12 protein-coding genes are annotated in these 16,162 nt (G+C 57.1%); 10 read left to right on the forward strand and 2 right to left on the reverse strand.

Annotation, left to right across the window (positions count from 1 at the left end; all coding sequences use genetic code 11):
* Positions 1–112: 112 nt before the first annotated feature.
* Positions 113–922 carry an SDR family oxidoreductase gene (locus KYK14_RS09435; protein ID WP_208306472.1) on the forward strand — a complete coding sequence of 270 codons (810 nt, stop codon included), beginning with the start codon at positions 113–115 and terminating at the stop codon, positions 920–922.
* A 93-nt stretch (positions 923–1,015) separates the two neighbouring features.
* A complete protein-coding gene (locus KYK14_RS09440; protein WP_219158626.1) occupies positions 1,016–3,682 on the forward strand; it encodes an MGH1-like glycoside hydrolase domain-containing protein in 2,667 nt (888 codons plus the stop codon).
* Between the two features lie 173 nt (positions 3,683–3,855).
* Here KYK14_RS09440 and KYK14_RS09445 read toward each other — a convergent pair whose 3' ends face one another.
* Positions 3,856–4,521: a hypothetical protein gene (locus KYK14_RS09445; protein ID WP_219158627.1), complete on the reverse strand. Its 666-nt coding sequence runs from the start codon at positions 4,519–4,521 to the stop codon at positions 3,856–3,858.
* Positions 4,522–4,859: 338 nt separating this feature from the next.
* Here KYK14_RS09445 and KYK14_RS09450 point away from each other — a divergent pair, with 338 nt between their 5' ends.
* The 8 genes from KYK14_RS09450 (at position 4,860) to KYK14_RS09485 (ending at position 14,856) form a co-directional block, all read left to right on the forward strand.
* Positions 4,860–5,501 carry a (2Fe-2S)-binding protein gene (locus tag KYK14_RS09450; protein WP_246601771.1) on the forward strand — a complete coding sequence of 214 codons (642 nt, stop codon included), beginning with the start codon at positions 4,860–4,862 and terminating at the stop codon, positions 5,499–5,501.
* Between the two features lie 6 nt (positions 5,502–5,507).
* Positions 5,508–6,497 carry an FAD binding domain-containing protein gene (locus KYK14_RS09455; protein ID WP_219158628.1) on the forward strand — a complete coding sequence of 330 codons (990 nt, stop codon included), beginning with the start codon at positions 5,508–5,510 and terminating at the stop codon, positions 6,495–6,497.
* Between the two features lie 142 nt (positions 6,498–6,639).
* The gene (locus KYK14_RS09460; protein WP_219158629.1) at positions 6,640–9,015 is read left to right on the forward strand and encodes a xanthine dehydrogenase family protein molybdopterin-binding subunit; all 2,376 of its coding nucleotides are present in this window, start codon (positions 6,640–6,642) and stop codon (positions 9,013–9,015) included.
* 140 nt (positions 9,016–9,155) lie between these two features.
* On the forward strand, positions 9,156–10,352 hold the full coding sequence (locus tag KYK14_RS09465) for an XdhC family protein (RefSeq protein WP_219158630.1): 1,197 nt from the start codon (positions 9,156–9,158) through the stop codon (positions 10,350–10,352).
* 23 nt (positions 10,353–10,375) lie between these two features.
* Positions 10,376–11,008, forward strand: a complete 633-nt coding sequence (locus KYK14_RS09470; RefSeq protein ID WP_219158631.1) for a nucleotidyltransferase family protein — start codon at positions 10,376–10,378, stop codon at positions 11,006–11,008.
* Between the two features lie 78 nt (positions 11,009–11,086).
* On the forward strand, positions 11,087–12,535 hold the full coding sequence (locus KYK14_RS09475; RefSeq protein WP_219158632.1) for an AAA family ATPase: 1,449 nt from the start codon (positions 11,087–11,089) through the stop codon (positions 12,533–12,535).
* Positions 12,536–12,550: 15 nt separating this feature from the next.
* Positions 12,551–13,375: an HNH endonuclease family protein gene (locus KYK14_RS09480; protein ID WP_219158633.1), complete on the forward strand. Its 825-nt coding sequence runs from the start codon at positions 12,551–12,553 to the stop codon at positions 13,373–13,375.
* A gap of 62 nt (positions 13,376–13,437) precedes the next feature.
* Positions 13,438–14,856: an MFS transporter gene (locus tag KYK14_RS09485; RefSeq protein WP_219158634.1), complete on the forward strand. Its 1,419-nt coding sequence runs from the start codon at positions 13,438–13,440 to the stop codon at positions 14,854–14,856.
* A gap of 66 nt (positions 14,857–14,922) precedes the next feature.
* Here the strand turns inward: KYK14_RS09485 and KYK14_RS09490 are convergent, their stop codons facing one another.
* Positions 14,923–15,939 (reverse strand): zinc-binding alcohol dehydrogenase family protein, encoded by a 1,017-nt coding sequence (locus KYK14_RS09490; RefSeq protein ID WP_219158635.1) that lies wholly within the window; start codon positions 15,937–15,939, stop codon positions 14,923–14,925.
* Positions 15,940–16,162: the final 223 nt, after the last annotated feature.

Below are 16,162 nucleotides of genomic sequence, written 5' to 3' on the forward strand. Positions count from 1 at the left end.
TTCAGTGGCAACTATTGAGCTGTTTACCACATTCCTGTAACCTGCGGGGTCATTTAGCAGTCTACGGATTATTCCGTTTTCTCTTTTTTTGACTTTGCATATGGCTATAGAAATGAAGGCACAACCACGGTTGCGCAATCAGGTGGCACTGGTAACGGGCGGCAGTTCGGGCATTGGGGTAGGGGTATGCCTGGCCCTGGCCGCCGACGGCGCCAAAGTGGTCGTGAACTACCACAGCGACGAAGAAGGCGCCGATAAAACCGTGGCGGCCATCGAAAAAATAGGCGGCGAGGCCTACGCTGTGCGTGCCGATGTGAGCAAAGAGCCCGAGGTGTTGGCGATGTTCGAGGATATTAAGAAGCGCTACGGCACGCTGCATATCCTGGTCAGCAACTCTGGTATTCAGAAAGATGCCAGCTTTCTGGATATGACCCTGGACGAGTGGAATGCTGTCCTCAACGTAAACCTGACGGGTCAGTTTCTGTGTGCCCGCGAAGCTGCCCGCGAATTTGTGAAGCGCGGCGTGCAACCAGAAATTTCGAAGGCAGCTGGCAAAATCATCTGCATGAGCTCTGTACACGAGGTAATTCCGTGGGCCGGGCACGTCAACTACGCTACGTCGAAGGGCGGCATCATGCTGATGATGAAAAGCATGGCGCAGGAGTTGGCGCCACACAAAGTCCGAGTGAACAGCATTGGGCCGGGCGCGATTCAGACGCCCATCAACGAAGAAGCCTGGGGCACGAAGAAAGCACTTAACAAACTGCTGGAACTGATTCCATACGGCCGCATTGGGCAGCCCGACGACATTGGGGAGGTAGCCGCCTGGCTGGCCTCCGACGAGTCGGATTACGTGACGGGCACTACCCTTTTTGCCGATGGCGGTATGACTCTCTACCCCGGCTTTGCCGATAATGGCTAACCATCATTGCTGACCTGCTACTGCTCCATCACTGGCCATTGTTTGGAATGTGATGGAGCAGTACATACTTGCGAAATCGGCAATTGAAGTAGTATGACCACAAAAGAACAGAGCCCCGAACACCACCGGTTGGCCCAAATCGACAATCCCGAAACACCCTGGCGGCGGTTTGGCCCCTACCTTTCGGAGCGGCAGTGGGGCACGGTGCGCGAGGACTATAGCCCCGATGGCAACGCCTGGAACTACATCACCCACGACATGGCCCGCAGCAAGGCCTACCGCTGGGGCGAAGATGGCATTGGCGGCATCTGCGACGATGACCAACTGTTATGCCTATCAGTGGCGCTCTGGAACGATCAAGACCCTATTCTGAAAGAGCGGTTGTTTGGGTTGAGCGGCCCCGAGGGTAACCACGGCGAGGACGTGAAGGAGTTGTATTACTACCTCGACAACACGCCGTCGCACTCCTATATGCAGATGCTCTACAAGTATCCGCAACGTGCGTTTCCGTATGAGTGGCTGGTTCAGGAAAATGCGCGCCGGGGGCGGCACAAAACGGAGTTTGAGTTGCTGGATACGGCCATTTTCAAGGAAAACCGGTATTTCGATGTCTTCATTGAGTATGCTAAAGCCGGCCCGGAAGATATTCTGGTTCAGCTAAAAGTATGCAACCGCGGCCCCGAGGAAGCCACCGTGCAGGTGCTACCCCAGTTATGGTTTCGGAATACTTGGGCGTGGGGGTACGACGACTACCGCCCGCAGTTGCAGGCAGCTGAGGAAGGTAGCAGCATCACCATCAACCATCGGGAACTGGGTGAGCGGCGCCTCTATTACGATGGTGAGCCCGAACTGCTGTTCTGCGACAACGAAACCAATACCCAGCGCCTCTACAACGCCCCTTCCGATGCGCAATATTTCAAGGATGGCATCAACGATTATGTGGTGTACGGGCACGAGCAAGCCATAAACCCAGCGCAACGTGGCACCAAAGCCGCCGTGCGCTACTCCCTAACCATTCCGGCTGGTGATGAGCGCGTGGTGCGCCTGCGCTTGGCAGCACCTAACATAGACGAGCCTTTTGCGGAGTTCGATAACTTGGTACAGCAGCGCAGCGAAGAAGCTGATGCGTATTACGAGGTAGTGCAGCGCGATATGCGCAGCGACGACGCCCGCAACATTCAGCGGCAGGCGTATGCGGGCATGCTCTGGAGCAAGCAGTTCTACTATTATAATGTGCGCCAGTGGCTGGAGGGCGACCCGGCCCTACCTCCGCCACCACCCCAACGCAAAGAGGGCCGCAACCACAACTGGACTACCCTCAACAACGCCGACATCATTTCGATGCCCGATACCTGGGAATACCCCTGGTATGCCTCTTGGGATCTGGCGTTTCACTGCCTGCCGTTGGCGGTGCTGGATGCGGAGTTTGCCAAGCAGCAACTGCGCCTGCTCACCCGCGACTGGTACATGCAGCCCAACGGCCAGCTGCCCGCCTACGAGTGGAAGTTTGAGGACGTGAACCCGCCCGTGCACGCCTGGGCCACGTGGCGGGTGTACAAAATCGATCAGAAAAACCGAGGTGGCAAAGGCGATACGAAATTCTTAGAGTCGGTATTTCATCGATTGCTGCTAAACTTTACGTGGTGGGTGAACCGCAAGGATGCCGAAAATCGCAACGTGTTTGAGGGTGGCTTTCTGGGGCTCGATAACATTGGCGTGTTCGACCGGAGCGCCGATCTGCCCAAGGGCGTGTTCATTGAGCAGGCCGACGGCACCAGTTGGATGGCCATGTTTGCCCTGGATATGATGCGCATTGCCCTGGAGCTGGCCCGCACCAACCCCGTGTACCAAGACATGGCCAGCAAGTTCTTCGAGCACTTCCTCTACATCGCCGAGGCCATGACCAAGGTAGGAGGCGGCTATTCGCTTTGGGACGAAGAGGACGAGTTCTACTACGACGTGTTGAACTCGCCCGACCGGGGCCGCCAGATGCTGAAGGTGCGCTCCATGGTAGGGCTGATTCCGCTGTTTGCCGTGGAGGTACTCAATGATGATATGTTGCAGGAGCTGCCCCGTTTCAAGGAGCGCATGGACTGGTTTCTGACTCACCGCCCCGATCTGGCCAAGCTGGTGTCGCACTGGCAGCAGCCGGGGGAGGGCGCTACCCGCCTGCTATCCTTGCTGCGCGGTCACCGCGTGAAGCGCCTGCTGGCCCGCATGTTAGATACGGCGGAGTTCCTTTCGGAGTATGGCGTGCGCGCCCTCTCGCGCTACCATGCAGAACACCCCTACGTGTACAAGGCCGACGGCAAGAGCTTCACCGTAGGCTACGAGCCGGGCGAGTCGCAGTCGGACCTGTTTGGGGGCAACTCCAACTGGCGCGGACCTATCTGGTTTCCGGTCAACTTCTTGATTATCGAATCGTTGCAGCGGTTTCATCACTACTATGGCGACGACTTCGTGGTAGAATATCCCGCGGGCTCCAACCAGTATGTATCGCTGCTAGCCGTGGCCGACGCCCTGACGGAGCGCCTGAGTAACCTGTTTCTGCGCAACGCAGAAGACAAGCGACCGGCCCTAGGCGACAATAAGCAACTACAAACGGACCCGCATTTCAAGGATTATCTCCTGTTTCACGAGTACTTTAACGGCGATACAGGCAGCGGCCTCGGCGCTAGTCACCAAACTGGCTGGACTGGCTTGATTGCCAAGCTGCTACAGCCCCGCCGTAAAGACAAGCACCCGGCTGAGGAGTTGTAAGAGAGTTGTGAGTTTGTGAATAAAAAGCGCGTGTCATCCTGAGCTTGCGAAGGACCTTATGCCAGTAGAACGAGTCGTTGTTACGATGGTCGTTCATGCGTGATAAGGTCCTTCGCAAGCTCAGGATGACAGACGCCTTTTTCGCTAATAACTCACATCCCACAACCAACACCCTACTGCCGCCGCAGGGTAGGCAGGTTGTGCCACGCGCTTTGCTGCGGTTGAGTTCCACCGTATACCTGCGCTTTGTCGGCATCCTGACTGCGGCCAATGAGGACAGCAAACCCCTGTTGCTGAGGCGCGGTGGCCTGAAACTCGTAGCCGCTATAGGGTAGGCCCGTTTCGCTATCCTTTGGGATTTCGATGCCTGCAAAGAAGCTCGGATTCAGGTCAGCCAGGCCGGTTTGGCGGCTTAGGAGCTTGCTGCCCTGGCGCGCTTCAGCCACGTAGTGCACCGTAGAATAGTTGCGGCGCGTGAGCGTGAGCCGATACGCACGGCCCTTATCGGTGGCGGCGTATACCACGGGCGCGTTTGCGGGCAGCTCGGCCACTGGAAACGCTACGGAGTCGGTGGAGCTGAGCAGGAGCCAGCCGCCGTGCACGTCGAAGGTGGTTTCGGCCTTGTTGGCTTCCTGAAAGCTACGGATGAACTGAGGCGAGAAATGCGTGGTATCCAGCTGCGCCAAGCGGCGTGCCTTGGGTCGGGCAGCTGGCGGGGTAGGGGCTACCACCTCGGCGCTGACCTGGGGGCTGTCCTGCTCCAGGTTTTTGTTGCTGGTACAAGCGGCGGCCAGCAGCAAAGTAGCCAAACCAAAGAAGCGCAGAAAAGAAGCGGGCATAAACAAAAGAACGGGCAAGCAACTGAGGGATAAAGAGGTAGGGCGCTACGCCCCGCCGACTGCTCAGGTACAAGCAGATCCGGCCGACAAAGATACCAGTTGCCAACCACCAATAAGGCAACAGATATCTAATTGCTTGCAACCAACTTTTCGGCATAGCCGTAGACCAGAGGCTGCTTGCTTTTCAAATATAAAATATTGTGAATCTGCTAATTAAGATAGATTCTAAGTAAGCGATTACCAAACAAACGCATTTCGGCAACAGTTGTAGGATGTGCCAACGCTACCTGCTGAGCGTAGCCCCCTCCACCTAATTTCTCATTAAACTCTTCTTTCTGATGTATAACGATTCTCCGGCCGACCAGAGCGGCACTAACCCCGGAGTTACGCCCAACGATGGCTCGCGGCGGAATTTCATGAAGCAGGCCGGGGGTATCCTGGGTCTGGTGATGGCGCCGCCCTTCATCAGCCAGGCCGAACGCCTCACGGCGCTTTCCAAAAAGGTAGCGGGCGTGTCGCCGGTGCAGTTGAAAGTGAACGGCACCGTCCGCACGCTGCAACTGGAGCCTCGCGTTAGCTTGCTTGATGCCTTGCGCGAGTATATGGGCCTGACCGGTAGCAAGAAAGGTTGCGACCATGGCCAATGCGGTGCCTGCACCGTGCACGTAGACGGCCGCCGCATTGTGAGCTGCCTTAGCCTGGCCGTGATGAACCAAGGCAAAGAAATCACCACCATAGAAGGGCTGGCCCAGGGCGACAAGCTGCACCCCATGCAGGAGGCTTTCCTGAAGCACGACGGGTTCCAGTGCGGGTATTGCACGCCGGGCCAGATTATGTCGGGCGTTGCTTGCGTGAAGGAGGGCCACGCTGGCTCCGAGGCCGAAGTGCGGGAGTGGATGAGCGGCAACCTGTGCCGTTGCAGCGCCTACCCCAATATCACAGCTGCCATTCTGGAGGCTGAAAAAAGCATGAAGGCGTAATTGATTATGAATAACTTCTCCTACCTCCAGGCCACCAAGGCCAAAGAAGCCACCGGGGCCAAACGCGACGATAAATCATCGGCGTTTATTGCCGGGGGCACCACCCTGATCGACCTGATGAAGCTGAACGTGGAAAACCACGACCAGCTGATTGACGTGAATATGCTGCCTTTTAAGGGCATCGAACAAAGCAACGACGGCCTACGCATTGGCGCCCTAGAGCGCATGAGCGACGTGGGCGAGCACAAACTAATAGTAGAGCAGTACCCAGCCATTTCGCAGTCGTTGCTGCTGGCGGCGTCGGCGCAGCTGCGCAACATGGCCAGCATTGGCGGCAACATTTTGCAGCGCACCCGGTGCCCCTACTTCCGCGATACGGCTTTCCCCTGCAACAAGCGTGAGCCCGGCACCGGCTGCCCCGCTAAGGAAGGCGACAACCGTAACTTGGCCATTCTGGGTACTTCCGATGCCTGCATTGCCACCAGCTACCCCGGCGACTTGTCTGTGGCTCTCATTGCCTTAGATGCCGTTCTGACGCTGGAAAACGCCAAGGGCAAGCAGCGCCGCGTGCCCATCTCCGAGTTTTACCGCCTACCCGGCAAAACGCCCCACATCGAAAACACCCTGGAAGCCGACGAGCTGATTGTGGCCGTGACGGTGCCCAAGGCTGAGCACGCCCGCAAGTCGCTGTATATGAAGGTACGCGACCGGGCCAGCTACGCCTACGCGCTGACGTCGGCCGCCGTGGGGCTTGATGTGCAGGGTGGTACCATCCGCTCGGCGCGGGTGGCGCTGGGCGGGGTAGGAGCCCAGCCCTGGCGCTCCAAAGAGGCGGAACAGATGCTAGTGGGCAAGCCTGCCAACGAGTCTACCTTCCGGGCTGCGGCTGCCGCTGCGGTGCGTGGCGCGCAGCCTTATGAGCACAATGCCTTCAAGATAGAGATGGTGCAAAATACGCTGGTGCGTGCCCTGACCGAGGTAGCCGCCAAGGGGTAGGGGCGCGTTGCACGCGCCCTTAAACCGGTAGAACAAGTCCGGTATAAGGCGAGTGCCACACACTCCACCACGAAAAACGATTTGGATTGACGCATCAGCAACAGCAACGATAAACGGGCGCCTGCAAGGCGCCCCTACCTATATGGAAACCAATTTTTTTGAACCTACTCTGCCCCCCGTTAATGCGGTAGGCAAGCCCATGGACCGCGTAGATGGTCGGGCAAAGGTGATGGGTGCCGCCCGCTACTCGGCCGAGTATCCGGTGAATGGCCTGGTACACGGCGTGCTGAAAACCAGCGATATAGCGAAAGGCAAGATAACCAATATCGATACCGCGGCAGCAGCCAAAGAGCCCGGTGTTATCAGCATTCTCACATATCAGAATATCCCGAAGCCAGCCAAGGTGCCCAGCACCCTGAAGGAGGAGAAAAAGTGGCAGGCGGCGCAGTCGTACCTGCCCATGCAGGATGCCGAAATTCACTACGCCGGTGAGCCTGTGGCCCTGGTGGTGGCCGACACGCTGGAGCGCGCTACCCAGGCGGCGGCCCTCATCAAGGTATCGTATCAGGTGGAAAAGCCCATCGACTCCTACCACGATCCGAAGGCTGATCTGTTTGATCCGCAGAAGATTCAGAACGGCAAGACCGATGGGCACAAGGTGCGCGGCAACCCCGAGACGGCCTATGCCAGCGCGCCGGTGAAGCACGAGGCTACCTACGTGCACGCCATCAACCACCACAACCCCATGGAGCCTGCCGCTACCACCGCCGTATGGGAGGGTAGCGACCGGCTGACGGTCTACGAATCGACCCAGAACATCACGATGAGTCAGGGTTCTTTGGCGAATCTGCTGGGCATTCCGCGTGATCAGATACGCATTATAACGCACCACTTGGGTGGCGGTTTCGGGTGCAAAGGCTCGTTTTGGCCCCACACGATTCTGACAGTATTGGCGGCCCGCGCCGTGAACCGGCCGTTGCGGCTGGTGCTCACGCGTCCGCAGATGTATACCTCGGTAGGTCACCGCGAAGACCAGGAGCAAACCCTGAAAATAGGCGCTACTCAGGAAGGCAAACTGGTGTCGATGATCCACGAGAAAAAATCAACGACTTCGCCCTGGGACAACTATGCCGAGTCGAACAGTAAGGTGGTGAACATGCTGTACGCGTGCCCGAACTTCTCGGCCCGCTACGAATTGGCCCGTGCTAATGTGATGACTTCGGTGTGGATGCGCGCCCCTGGCGAGGCTCCCGGTTCGTTTGCGCTCGAGAGCTCCATGGACGATCTGGCCCATCAGCTCAACATGGACCCGCTGCAATTCCGCCTCCTCAACTACGCCGACAAAGACTACAGCGACAACGAAAAGCCTTGGTCCAGCAAGTCGTTGAAAGAGTGCTACGCCCGTGGCGCTGAGCTATTTGGGTGGAGCAAGCGCAACCCCAAGCCCGGCCAAACCCGCCGGGGTAAGAAGTTGGTAGGTATGGGCATGGCAACGGCTACCTACCCCGTGCACAGCAGCCAGGGCACGGCCCGCGTGCGCCTCTTCGCCGACGGCCACGCCGTAGTGCAGAGCGGCGCCACCGACCTGGGTACCGGCACCTGGACCGTGATGACGCAGGTAGGCGCCGACGCGCTGGGCCTACCACCCGAAAAAGTGCGGTTCGAGCTAGGTGATACGCGCCTGCCCACGGCTCCCGGTTCGGGCGGCTCGCAAGCAGCCGGCACGGTGTCGTCGTCCATTATGGCGGCGGCCGAAGACCTGTGGAAAAAGGTGATTGATATGGCCGTAGGCGACAAAAAATCACCGCTCTACAAGGCCAAGCCTACCGATGTGAAGGTAGAGCTGGGCCGCATGTTCCTGAAGAAGAACCCGCAAAAAGGCGAAACCTTGGTGGCCGCCCTCTCGCGCAGCGGCATGACCGACATAGAGGGCATGGCGATGGGCAAGTATGGCTCCGGCTACGAGGAAAAGCATTTTGCTGCGGCAGGCGGCGCAGCTGGAAGCCCCGAGGAGCCAGGTGGTAAGAACGAAAAGGGTGAGGAAAAGAAGCCTTCGGGCCACTCTATGCACTCGTTTGGCGCTCACTTTTGCGAGGTGGAGGTCGATCCAGACTTCGGTACCATCCGCGTGACGCGCTGGGTAGGGGTGCATGGGGTAGGGCAGGTGCTCAACCTGAAAACCGCCACCAGCCAGCTCTATGGTGGGGCCATTTTCGGGATTGGCTCGGCGCTGATGGAGGAAACCTTCCGCGACCCCAACTACGCCCGTTACACCAACCACAACCTGGCCGAGTACCACATTCCTGTCAATGCCGACATTCCCGACATGAAAATCGAGTTTGTGCCGGAAAAGGACCCTTACATTAATGCGCTGGGCGTGAAGGGCATCGGGGAAATCGGGATTGTAGGCGTGGCCGCCGCCGTTGCCAACGCCGTATACAACGCTACCGGCAAGCGCATGCGCAGCCTCCCCATGACGCCAGACAAAATGCTGCAAGCCCTGCGCACTTCGGCGTAGACTTAAAGATATAAAAGCTTGTCATCCTGAGCAGAGCGAAGGACCTTATGCCCGCAGAACGAGTCGTTGTTACGACTGTCGTTCTAGCGTGAGAAGGTCCTTCGCTCCGCTCAGGATGACAATATAAGTTACGTATTCCCATGACTGAACTCCAACGCCTTCTCATCGCCTACGACGCGCACCGCGCGGCGGATAGGCCGTGCGCGCTGGCTACGGTGGTTGATCTGGCTGGCTCGGCCTACCGCCGGCCGGGCGCCCGCATGCTGGTAACGGCCGATGGTCAGCTTACGGGTGCCATCAGCGGCGGCTGCCTCGAAGGCGACGCCCGCCGCCGCGCCCGCCAGTGCATCCAGCGCCAACAGCCTACCGTCGTCACTTACGATTCCACCGACCCCGACGACGACCTACAATTTGGCTCGGCGCTGGGCTGTCAGGGCATCGTGCAGATTTTGCTGGAGCCGTTGGCTTTCGACAATGTCAGCAATCCATTGGAGTTGTTGCGCAACTGGTGGGAAGGGGTAGAAGAACCAGCTGTAGTCGCTACTGTTTTTCACCTGGATGGCCCCTCCACGGCCCCGGTCAGGGTAGGGGAGCGGCTGCTCCTCACAACCAGCGGCGCAGTGCAAGGCAGCCTGCCAACCCACTCGGCACTATACGAGCGTATCTTGGCCGATGCCCGGCAGGCGCTAACCGACAACCAGCCGGCTACCCGCAGCTACCCCTCAGAAGTAGGACAAGTACGTGTGAGCTTGGAAATTCTGCGGCCACCCGTGCGCCTGCTGATTTTCGGGGCCGGCAACGATGTGAAACCCGTAGTACGCATGGCCGCTACCCTAGGATGGCGCGTGCGCGTAGTGGATGGTCGCCCCGGACTGGCGCAGGCCACACGCTTTCCCGAGGCCGAAGCGGTGCATGTAGTACCCGTAGATCAGGTTTCTACCCTACCGCAAGACGGAAGCTTCGCCCTGCTCATGACCCACAATTATTACTACGATTTAGCTGCTTTGCGCCATTTGCTCAATGCGCCTACGCCGTACATCGGTCTGCTAGGTCCGCGCAAAAAGTATCTGCGTTTGTTGGAGGAATTGGAAAAGGATGTGCCCGATGCCGCTCAGCGCCTGCAACAACGATTGCACAGCCCCATCGGCCTAAACCTGGGTAGCGAAACCCCTGAAGAAATTGCCCTTTCCATTGTAGCCGAAATACAAGCTGTACTGGCTGGCCGGCCGGCCGGATTCCTGCGTGACTCGCCGCACCCCATTCACCACCGCATTGCTTCCGATGGAGAGTTAGCCGCCAGCGCGGCCGTATCGGCGGTGTGCGAGTTGGGAGGGTAGGGGCCTTGACTATCAATACGCTAGTGTCAGAAAGTCAGGATTCTTCTCTGCCCGTAGTGGGCGTACTATTGCTGGCAGCAGGCTCGTCGTCTCGTTTGGGGCGGCCTAAACAGTTGCTCCCATACGAAGGACAAAGCCTCTTACGCCGAGCTGCTACCACGGCCGTAGAAGCGGTGCTGGGGCCGGTTGTTGTCGTAACGGGCGCATTGCACGAGGAGCTGTTACCGGAATTAGCAGACCTAGCTGTGCAAACGGTGCATTGCCCTACTTGGCAAACAGGCATGGGCGCTTCGCTGAAAACAGGTTTGGCGGAGTTGCAACAGCACCAGCCAGCACCAACCAGCGTCCTCGTGCTGCTCTGCGACCAGCCTCACATTACGTCTACCTTGCTGCGGCAGTTGGTAGTGGCGCAGCTAGCCACGCAGCAGCCCATTGTGGCAACTGAGTATGGCTCCGTGCGTGGGGTGCCGGTGTTGTTTGGGGAAAGCGTGCTGCCCTTGCTACAAGCATTGCCCGACGCAGCGGGAGCGCAGCAACTGCTGCGCCAGCACCCCGAGTGGGTAGCTACCGTGCCGTTCCCCGCCGGGGCAGTTGACGTAGATACGGAAGCGCAGTACGCGGCTTTGCTGGGTGGCGAAGCGGACAGCGGAAACTAATAAGTTTACTGATCCTTTTCTGTCTACTGAAACCAAATTGCGAACTTGGGGCAGTTTGGCCCTCTTCGCTGCACTGCTATGACTGAAAAAACGCAAACCCCGCTGCCCGCTTATTTCCTCTCGCTCAGCCTAGAAAACGTACGCAGCTTTGGCGAGAAGCAAACTATTTCCTTCGCCCGCCCGGATGGCAGGCCGGCGCAGTGGACGATTATTCTGGGGGATAATGGAGTAGGAAAAACGACGGTGTTGAAGTCATTGGCGGGAGTTTCATTATTTCCTAAGCTACCTAAACCAGCTAAAGAGGAAGATGGAATTCAAATTGATTTATGGAAAGAATTAGGGGTGTCTAAGTCTGCTGAAGCTGAACCTGCTTATACTAAAATATGGAAGGTATGGCCTGCTATTAGAAATGGCCGTCAAAGTAATAATGAGATTAGGAAGGATACAACTTGGGGATTACCGTCATCAATTACTAACAACCCCGACTTTAAAGTTGCTATGTTTTGGTGCGAAGCGTGCGTAGGAGATGTATTTCAGCATAGTCATCCAGTTTCTATAGCATCATATAATATGACAGCAAGATATATAGGTAGCAATTCGATAGGCAGAGGATGGTCGTCTATTCCATACAATCTTGTTAGCCTGCTTTGTTACGGATATGGTGCTGGGCGAACAATTGGTAATTCTACCTTAACTGAAACACCAGATACTTCTGACTCCTACACTAGCCTATTTGATGACCGTGCTGACTTGCTAAACCCAGAAGAATGGTTTCTGCAAATGGAATACAGTTCACTCAAACAGGATAAGAAAGCAGGCAAAGCGTTAGAGCAAGTGCGGCAAGCGTTACTGCTAGTCCTGCCCGACGTAACTGATATTCGAATTTCCAGCAAAGGGCATCAACAATACTTGGAATTGGAAACCCCCTACGGCTGGGTGCGTCTGCGCGACATGAGCCTGGGGTACCAAACCTTGGTAGTATGGCTGACCGATTTTGCCAGTAAGCTCTTCCTCCGCTACCCTGACAGCAAGAACCCATTGGAAGAGCCGGCTATCGTGCTCATTGATGAAATCGACTTGCATCTGCACCCAAGCTGGCAGCGCAAGTTGTTGGGATTTCTGAGTGGCATCTTCAAGAACACCCAGTTTATTGCCACTGCGCACAGTCCCTTAGTAGTACAAGCGGCTGGTGATGAAGGGGCTAACGTAGTGTTACTGAAACGCGAAGGTGACCAAACGGTGGTAGTAACTGATGTAGAAGACGTGCGCGGCTGGCGTGTCGACCAGATTCTGACCAGCAGCTTCTACAATTTAGAAACTGCCCGCTCCCTGGAAACAGAGAAGAAGCTAGAACGCCAGGCAATACTACTCAACAAGAAAAAGCTTACCGCTAAAGAGCGTCAGGAATTGGATGCTCTGACGCTGGAGCTGGAAGGCCAACCAATGGGTAGTACGGGCAACGAAGAAGAGGAAGCGGAGTTGCTGCGTCAGATAACGGAGCGCCTGGGAGCTGGTTCGTCCAAATAAGCTGCGCTCCGTGTAATGATTCGAATAAAGAAGTCATCCGTTGCGCCAGCTATTCTCAAAACGGCCAGCGTAGCGGCGGCCAAGCAAGCGTTGGAAGTTCGCTACGATGCGAATGCAGCCGGCTGCCGCGCCCCCGGTAACCGTATACTGAATGTGCCGGCTACATTGTATAATGACGCTACGGTAAAGCAAAAGCTCATCAAAGCACAGAAAGAAAAGTGCTGTTATTGTGAAGGCAAATTGCTGGCTGTCGGCTACGGCGAGGTAGAGCACTACCGTCCCAAAAATGGCTTCAAACAAGGTCCTAATCTGCCACTGGAAAAACCGGGTTATTACTGGCTGGCGTATGAGTGGGACAACTTGCTCTTCACCTGTAAAAGGTGCAATGGCGGGCACAAACGCAATTATTTTCCTTTGGCTAATCATCCGTCGGGGCGGGCTTACTCTCATCATGACGCGCTGACGCAGGAGCAACCGCTGTTGCTGCATCCCGTCTACGACGATCCGGCTATACATATCGGGTTTCGGCGAGCCGTGGCAGTAGCCAAGACGTCACGCGGCCAGGCAACTATTCAATTATGTGGCCTCAACCGCAAGTATAAGCTGGAACGCCGTCGTACGCATTTAGCCCACATCGAGAGCCACGACTCGCTGGCCGATATGGACATTACTACGATGTCGAAAGCTGACTTAGCAAGAGAAGTAGCAAAATGTGGCTCGCCGCAAGCTCTAGTAAGGCGCATTCTGCAAGCAAAGACTATTCGCGACCAAGCGGCTTTTGCTCAAGCCGAATACGCTGGTATGGTGCGCGCGAACTTTCCGCAGTTGCCGCGCCGTTAAGCTCGCCAACCTCAACCAGGAATTCCCGTTACCTTGCTCGAGCCTACCCTAAATCTCTCTTTATGAGCACTACCGCTACTCCTGCCCCTGATGCGGGCTTTCAGAGCGTACCCAAAGACGACAAGCGCATCACCCGTGGCTGGACGTTTTACGACTGGGCCAACTCGGTGTATCCACTGGTAATTACCAGTTCCATTTTTCCCATTTATTGGGGCAGCATCACAGAGGAGCTAAGTCCTAAAACGGACGTTGTCAATTTCTTAGGAGTAGAAGTGCCCGGCTCGTCGCTGCTGACGTACGCCATTTCGGCTGCCTTCCTGCTGATAGCTCTGGTCAGTCCTTTTCTGACGTCGCTAGCCGACTTCTCCGGACGTAAGAAATTGTTCATGCAGGTGTTTTGCTACCTGGGAGCTGCCTCTTGCGCGGCATTGTACTTCTTCACCCCAGAAACGCTCACGCTCAGCACATTCATCTTTATCGCGGCCACCATCGGCTTTTCAGGGTCTATCGTATTCTATAACAGCTATTTGCCCATTATTTCTTCGGAAGAACAGTACGATTCCTTGTCGGCGCGGGGCTTCTCAATGGGGTACATCGGCTCCGTTTTGTTGCTCGTTATCTGCCTGTTGCTAGTCACCTTCAACGAAGCGCTGGGTATTGAAAAGGCCTTTGCCACGCGGCTGAGCTTTTTGCTGACGGGTATCTGGTGGGCTGGTTTCGCCCAAATCACATTCTTCTCGCTTCCCGCCGACCCCGGCCGCCCAGCCGGCGCCACCTCCGATTCGGGTTGGCTGCTTAATGGCTTCCACGAGTTGAGCAAGGTATGGGACCAACTCAAGCAGCTCCCCAATCTCAAGATTTTCTTGCTGGCCTATTTCACCTACAACATGGGGGTGCAAACGGTGATGTACGTAGCCACCATCTTCGGTGATAAAGAGTTGCACCTCGAAAGCACTGCCCTGATTGTCACTATTCTCCTGTTGCAAGTAGTAGGCATTCTAGGCGCCTACCTGTTTGCTAAGCTCTCAGAGCGCATTGGCAACACGCGTGCATTAAGTTGGTCGGTGGTCATCTGGGCTTTCATCTGCATTGCGGGTTACTTCGTACAGGCCGGCTGGTCGTTCTACGCCCTGGCCTCGGTGATTGGCCTTACCATGGGCGCCGTGCAAAGCCTGTCGCGTTCCACTTACTCCAAGATTATCCCTGAAAATACTCCCAATACAGCCGCCTTTTTCAGCTTCTTCGACGTGACGGAGAAGCTGAGCATCGTGATTGGTACGGCTGTTTTCGGCGTTATTGCTCAGATTACGGGCTCCATGCGCAACAGCATCCTCGCCCTCATCGTGTTCTTCATTCTGGGGTTGATTTTCCTGCTTCAGCTGCGCGGCAAAAAGCTACGCGAAGACCCTGCCGACACCGATGCTTTTCCCGGCCCGCCGCCCGCTACCCCCAACGTAGCTATGCCCGCTAAAGAGCTATAGGCTATATGCTTTGGGATGTGATACATCTTACCGTGAACATGCCGTAGTTGGCTTGCGGAGGAGGGCTTATTCCACTTCTATCATAGCCTTAATAACACCCGTGGCGGGGTCGAGCCAACTAGCAAACACGTCCTTGGCCTGCCCGAACGGCACGCGGTGGGTGATGTAGGTGGTAGGCTGCACCAGGCCCTGGTGCATGGCGTGTAGCACGTGTTCAAAATCGGCGCGGGTGGCGTTGCGGCTGCTCATAAGCGTGGCCTCGCGCTTGTGAAACTCGGGGTGCGAAAAGCTGATATCGCCCTTCTGCAAGCCTACCAGCACAAAACGGCCGCCGTGAGCCAGGTACTGAAACACATTGTTGATGGCCCGTTGGCTGCCTGTAGCGTCGATGACTACTGTGGGCATGTCGCCGTGGGTGATGTGGCGGAGTTGCTCGGCCACGTCTGCATCGCCGGCGTTGATGGTATGCGTCACGCCCAGGGCCGAGCGGCAGAAGTCGAGGCGCTGCTCATTGAGGTCGAGAGCAATAACGTGCGCGCCGGCAATGCGGGCAAACTCCATCACGCCCAGCCCAATGGGGCCAGCACCTACCACCAGCACAAACTCGCCGGGTTGCACCCCAGCCCGGCGCACGCCGTGCGCCCCAATGGCCAGCGGCTCCACCAGCGCCAACTCATTGAAGGTGAGGTCGTTGCCGTGAACCAGCGCGGCGGCGGGCACGCCCAGTAGTTCGGTCATGCCGCCGTCGAGGTGCACGCCACATACTTGCATCTGCACGCAGCAGTTGGGTAGGCCGCGCCGGCAGGCTATGCACGTGCCGCAGCCAAAGTAGGGGATGAACGTAACGGCCTCGCCTACCTGAAAATCGGTGGCGTCGCCGGGGTCTACTACCTCGCCGGCCAGCTCGTGGCCCAGTACGCGGGGGTAGGAGAAGAAGGGTTGCGTGCCTTCAAACGCGTGCAAATCGGTGCCGCAGATGCCAATGCGCCGGATGCGCAGCAAGGCATCGCCGGGCCGTAGGGTAGGGGCGGGGCGGTGCTCATAGGCGAGTTGGGTAGGCGCGGAGCAGACGAGGGTATTCACGGATAGTTGTTAGGATGATACAGTGGCAAGCTATAGACAGGCGAATATGGCGCGGGGCTGTGCCCCGTGTCTACTAATCGCAGGCCTCCGGCCTGCACCGCTAGAACACTAGGCCTAGTGGCGCAGACGACGGCAGGCCGGAGGCCTGCGATTAGTAGACACGGGGCACAGCCCCGCGCCATGGCTACCTACTAAGCGTTGGCGAGGGCGCGGTCGAGATGTA

It is taken from the genome of Hymenobacter profundi, assembly GCF_019334315.1.
Classification (GTDB): domain Bacteria; phylum Bacteroidota; class Bacteroidia; order Cytophagales; family Hymenobacteraceae; genus Hymenobacter; species Hymenobacter profundi.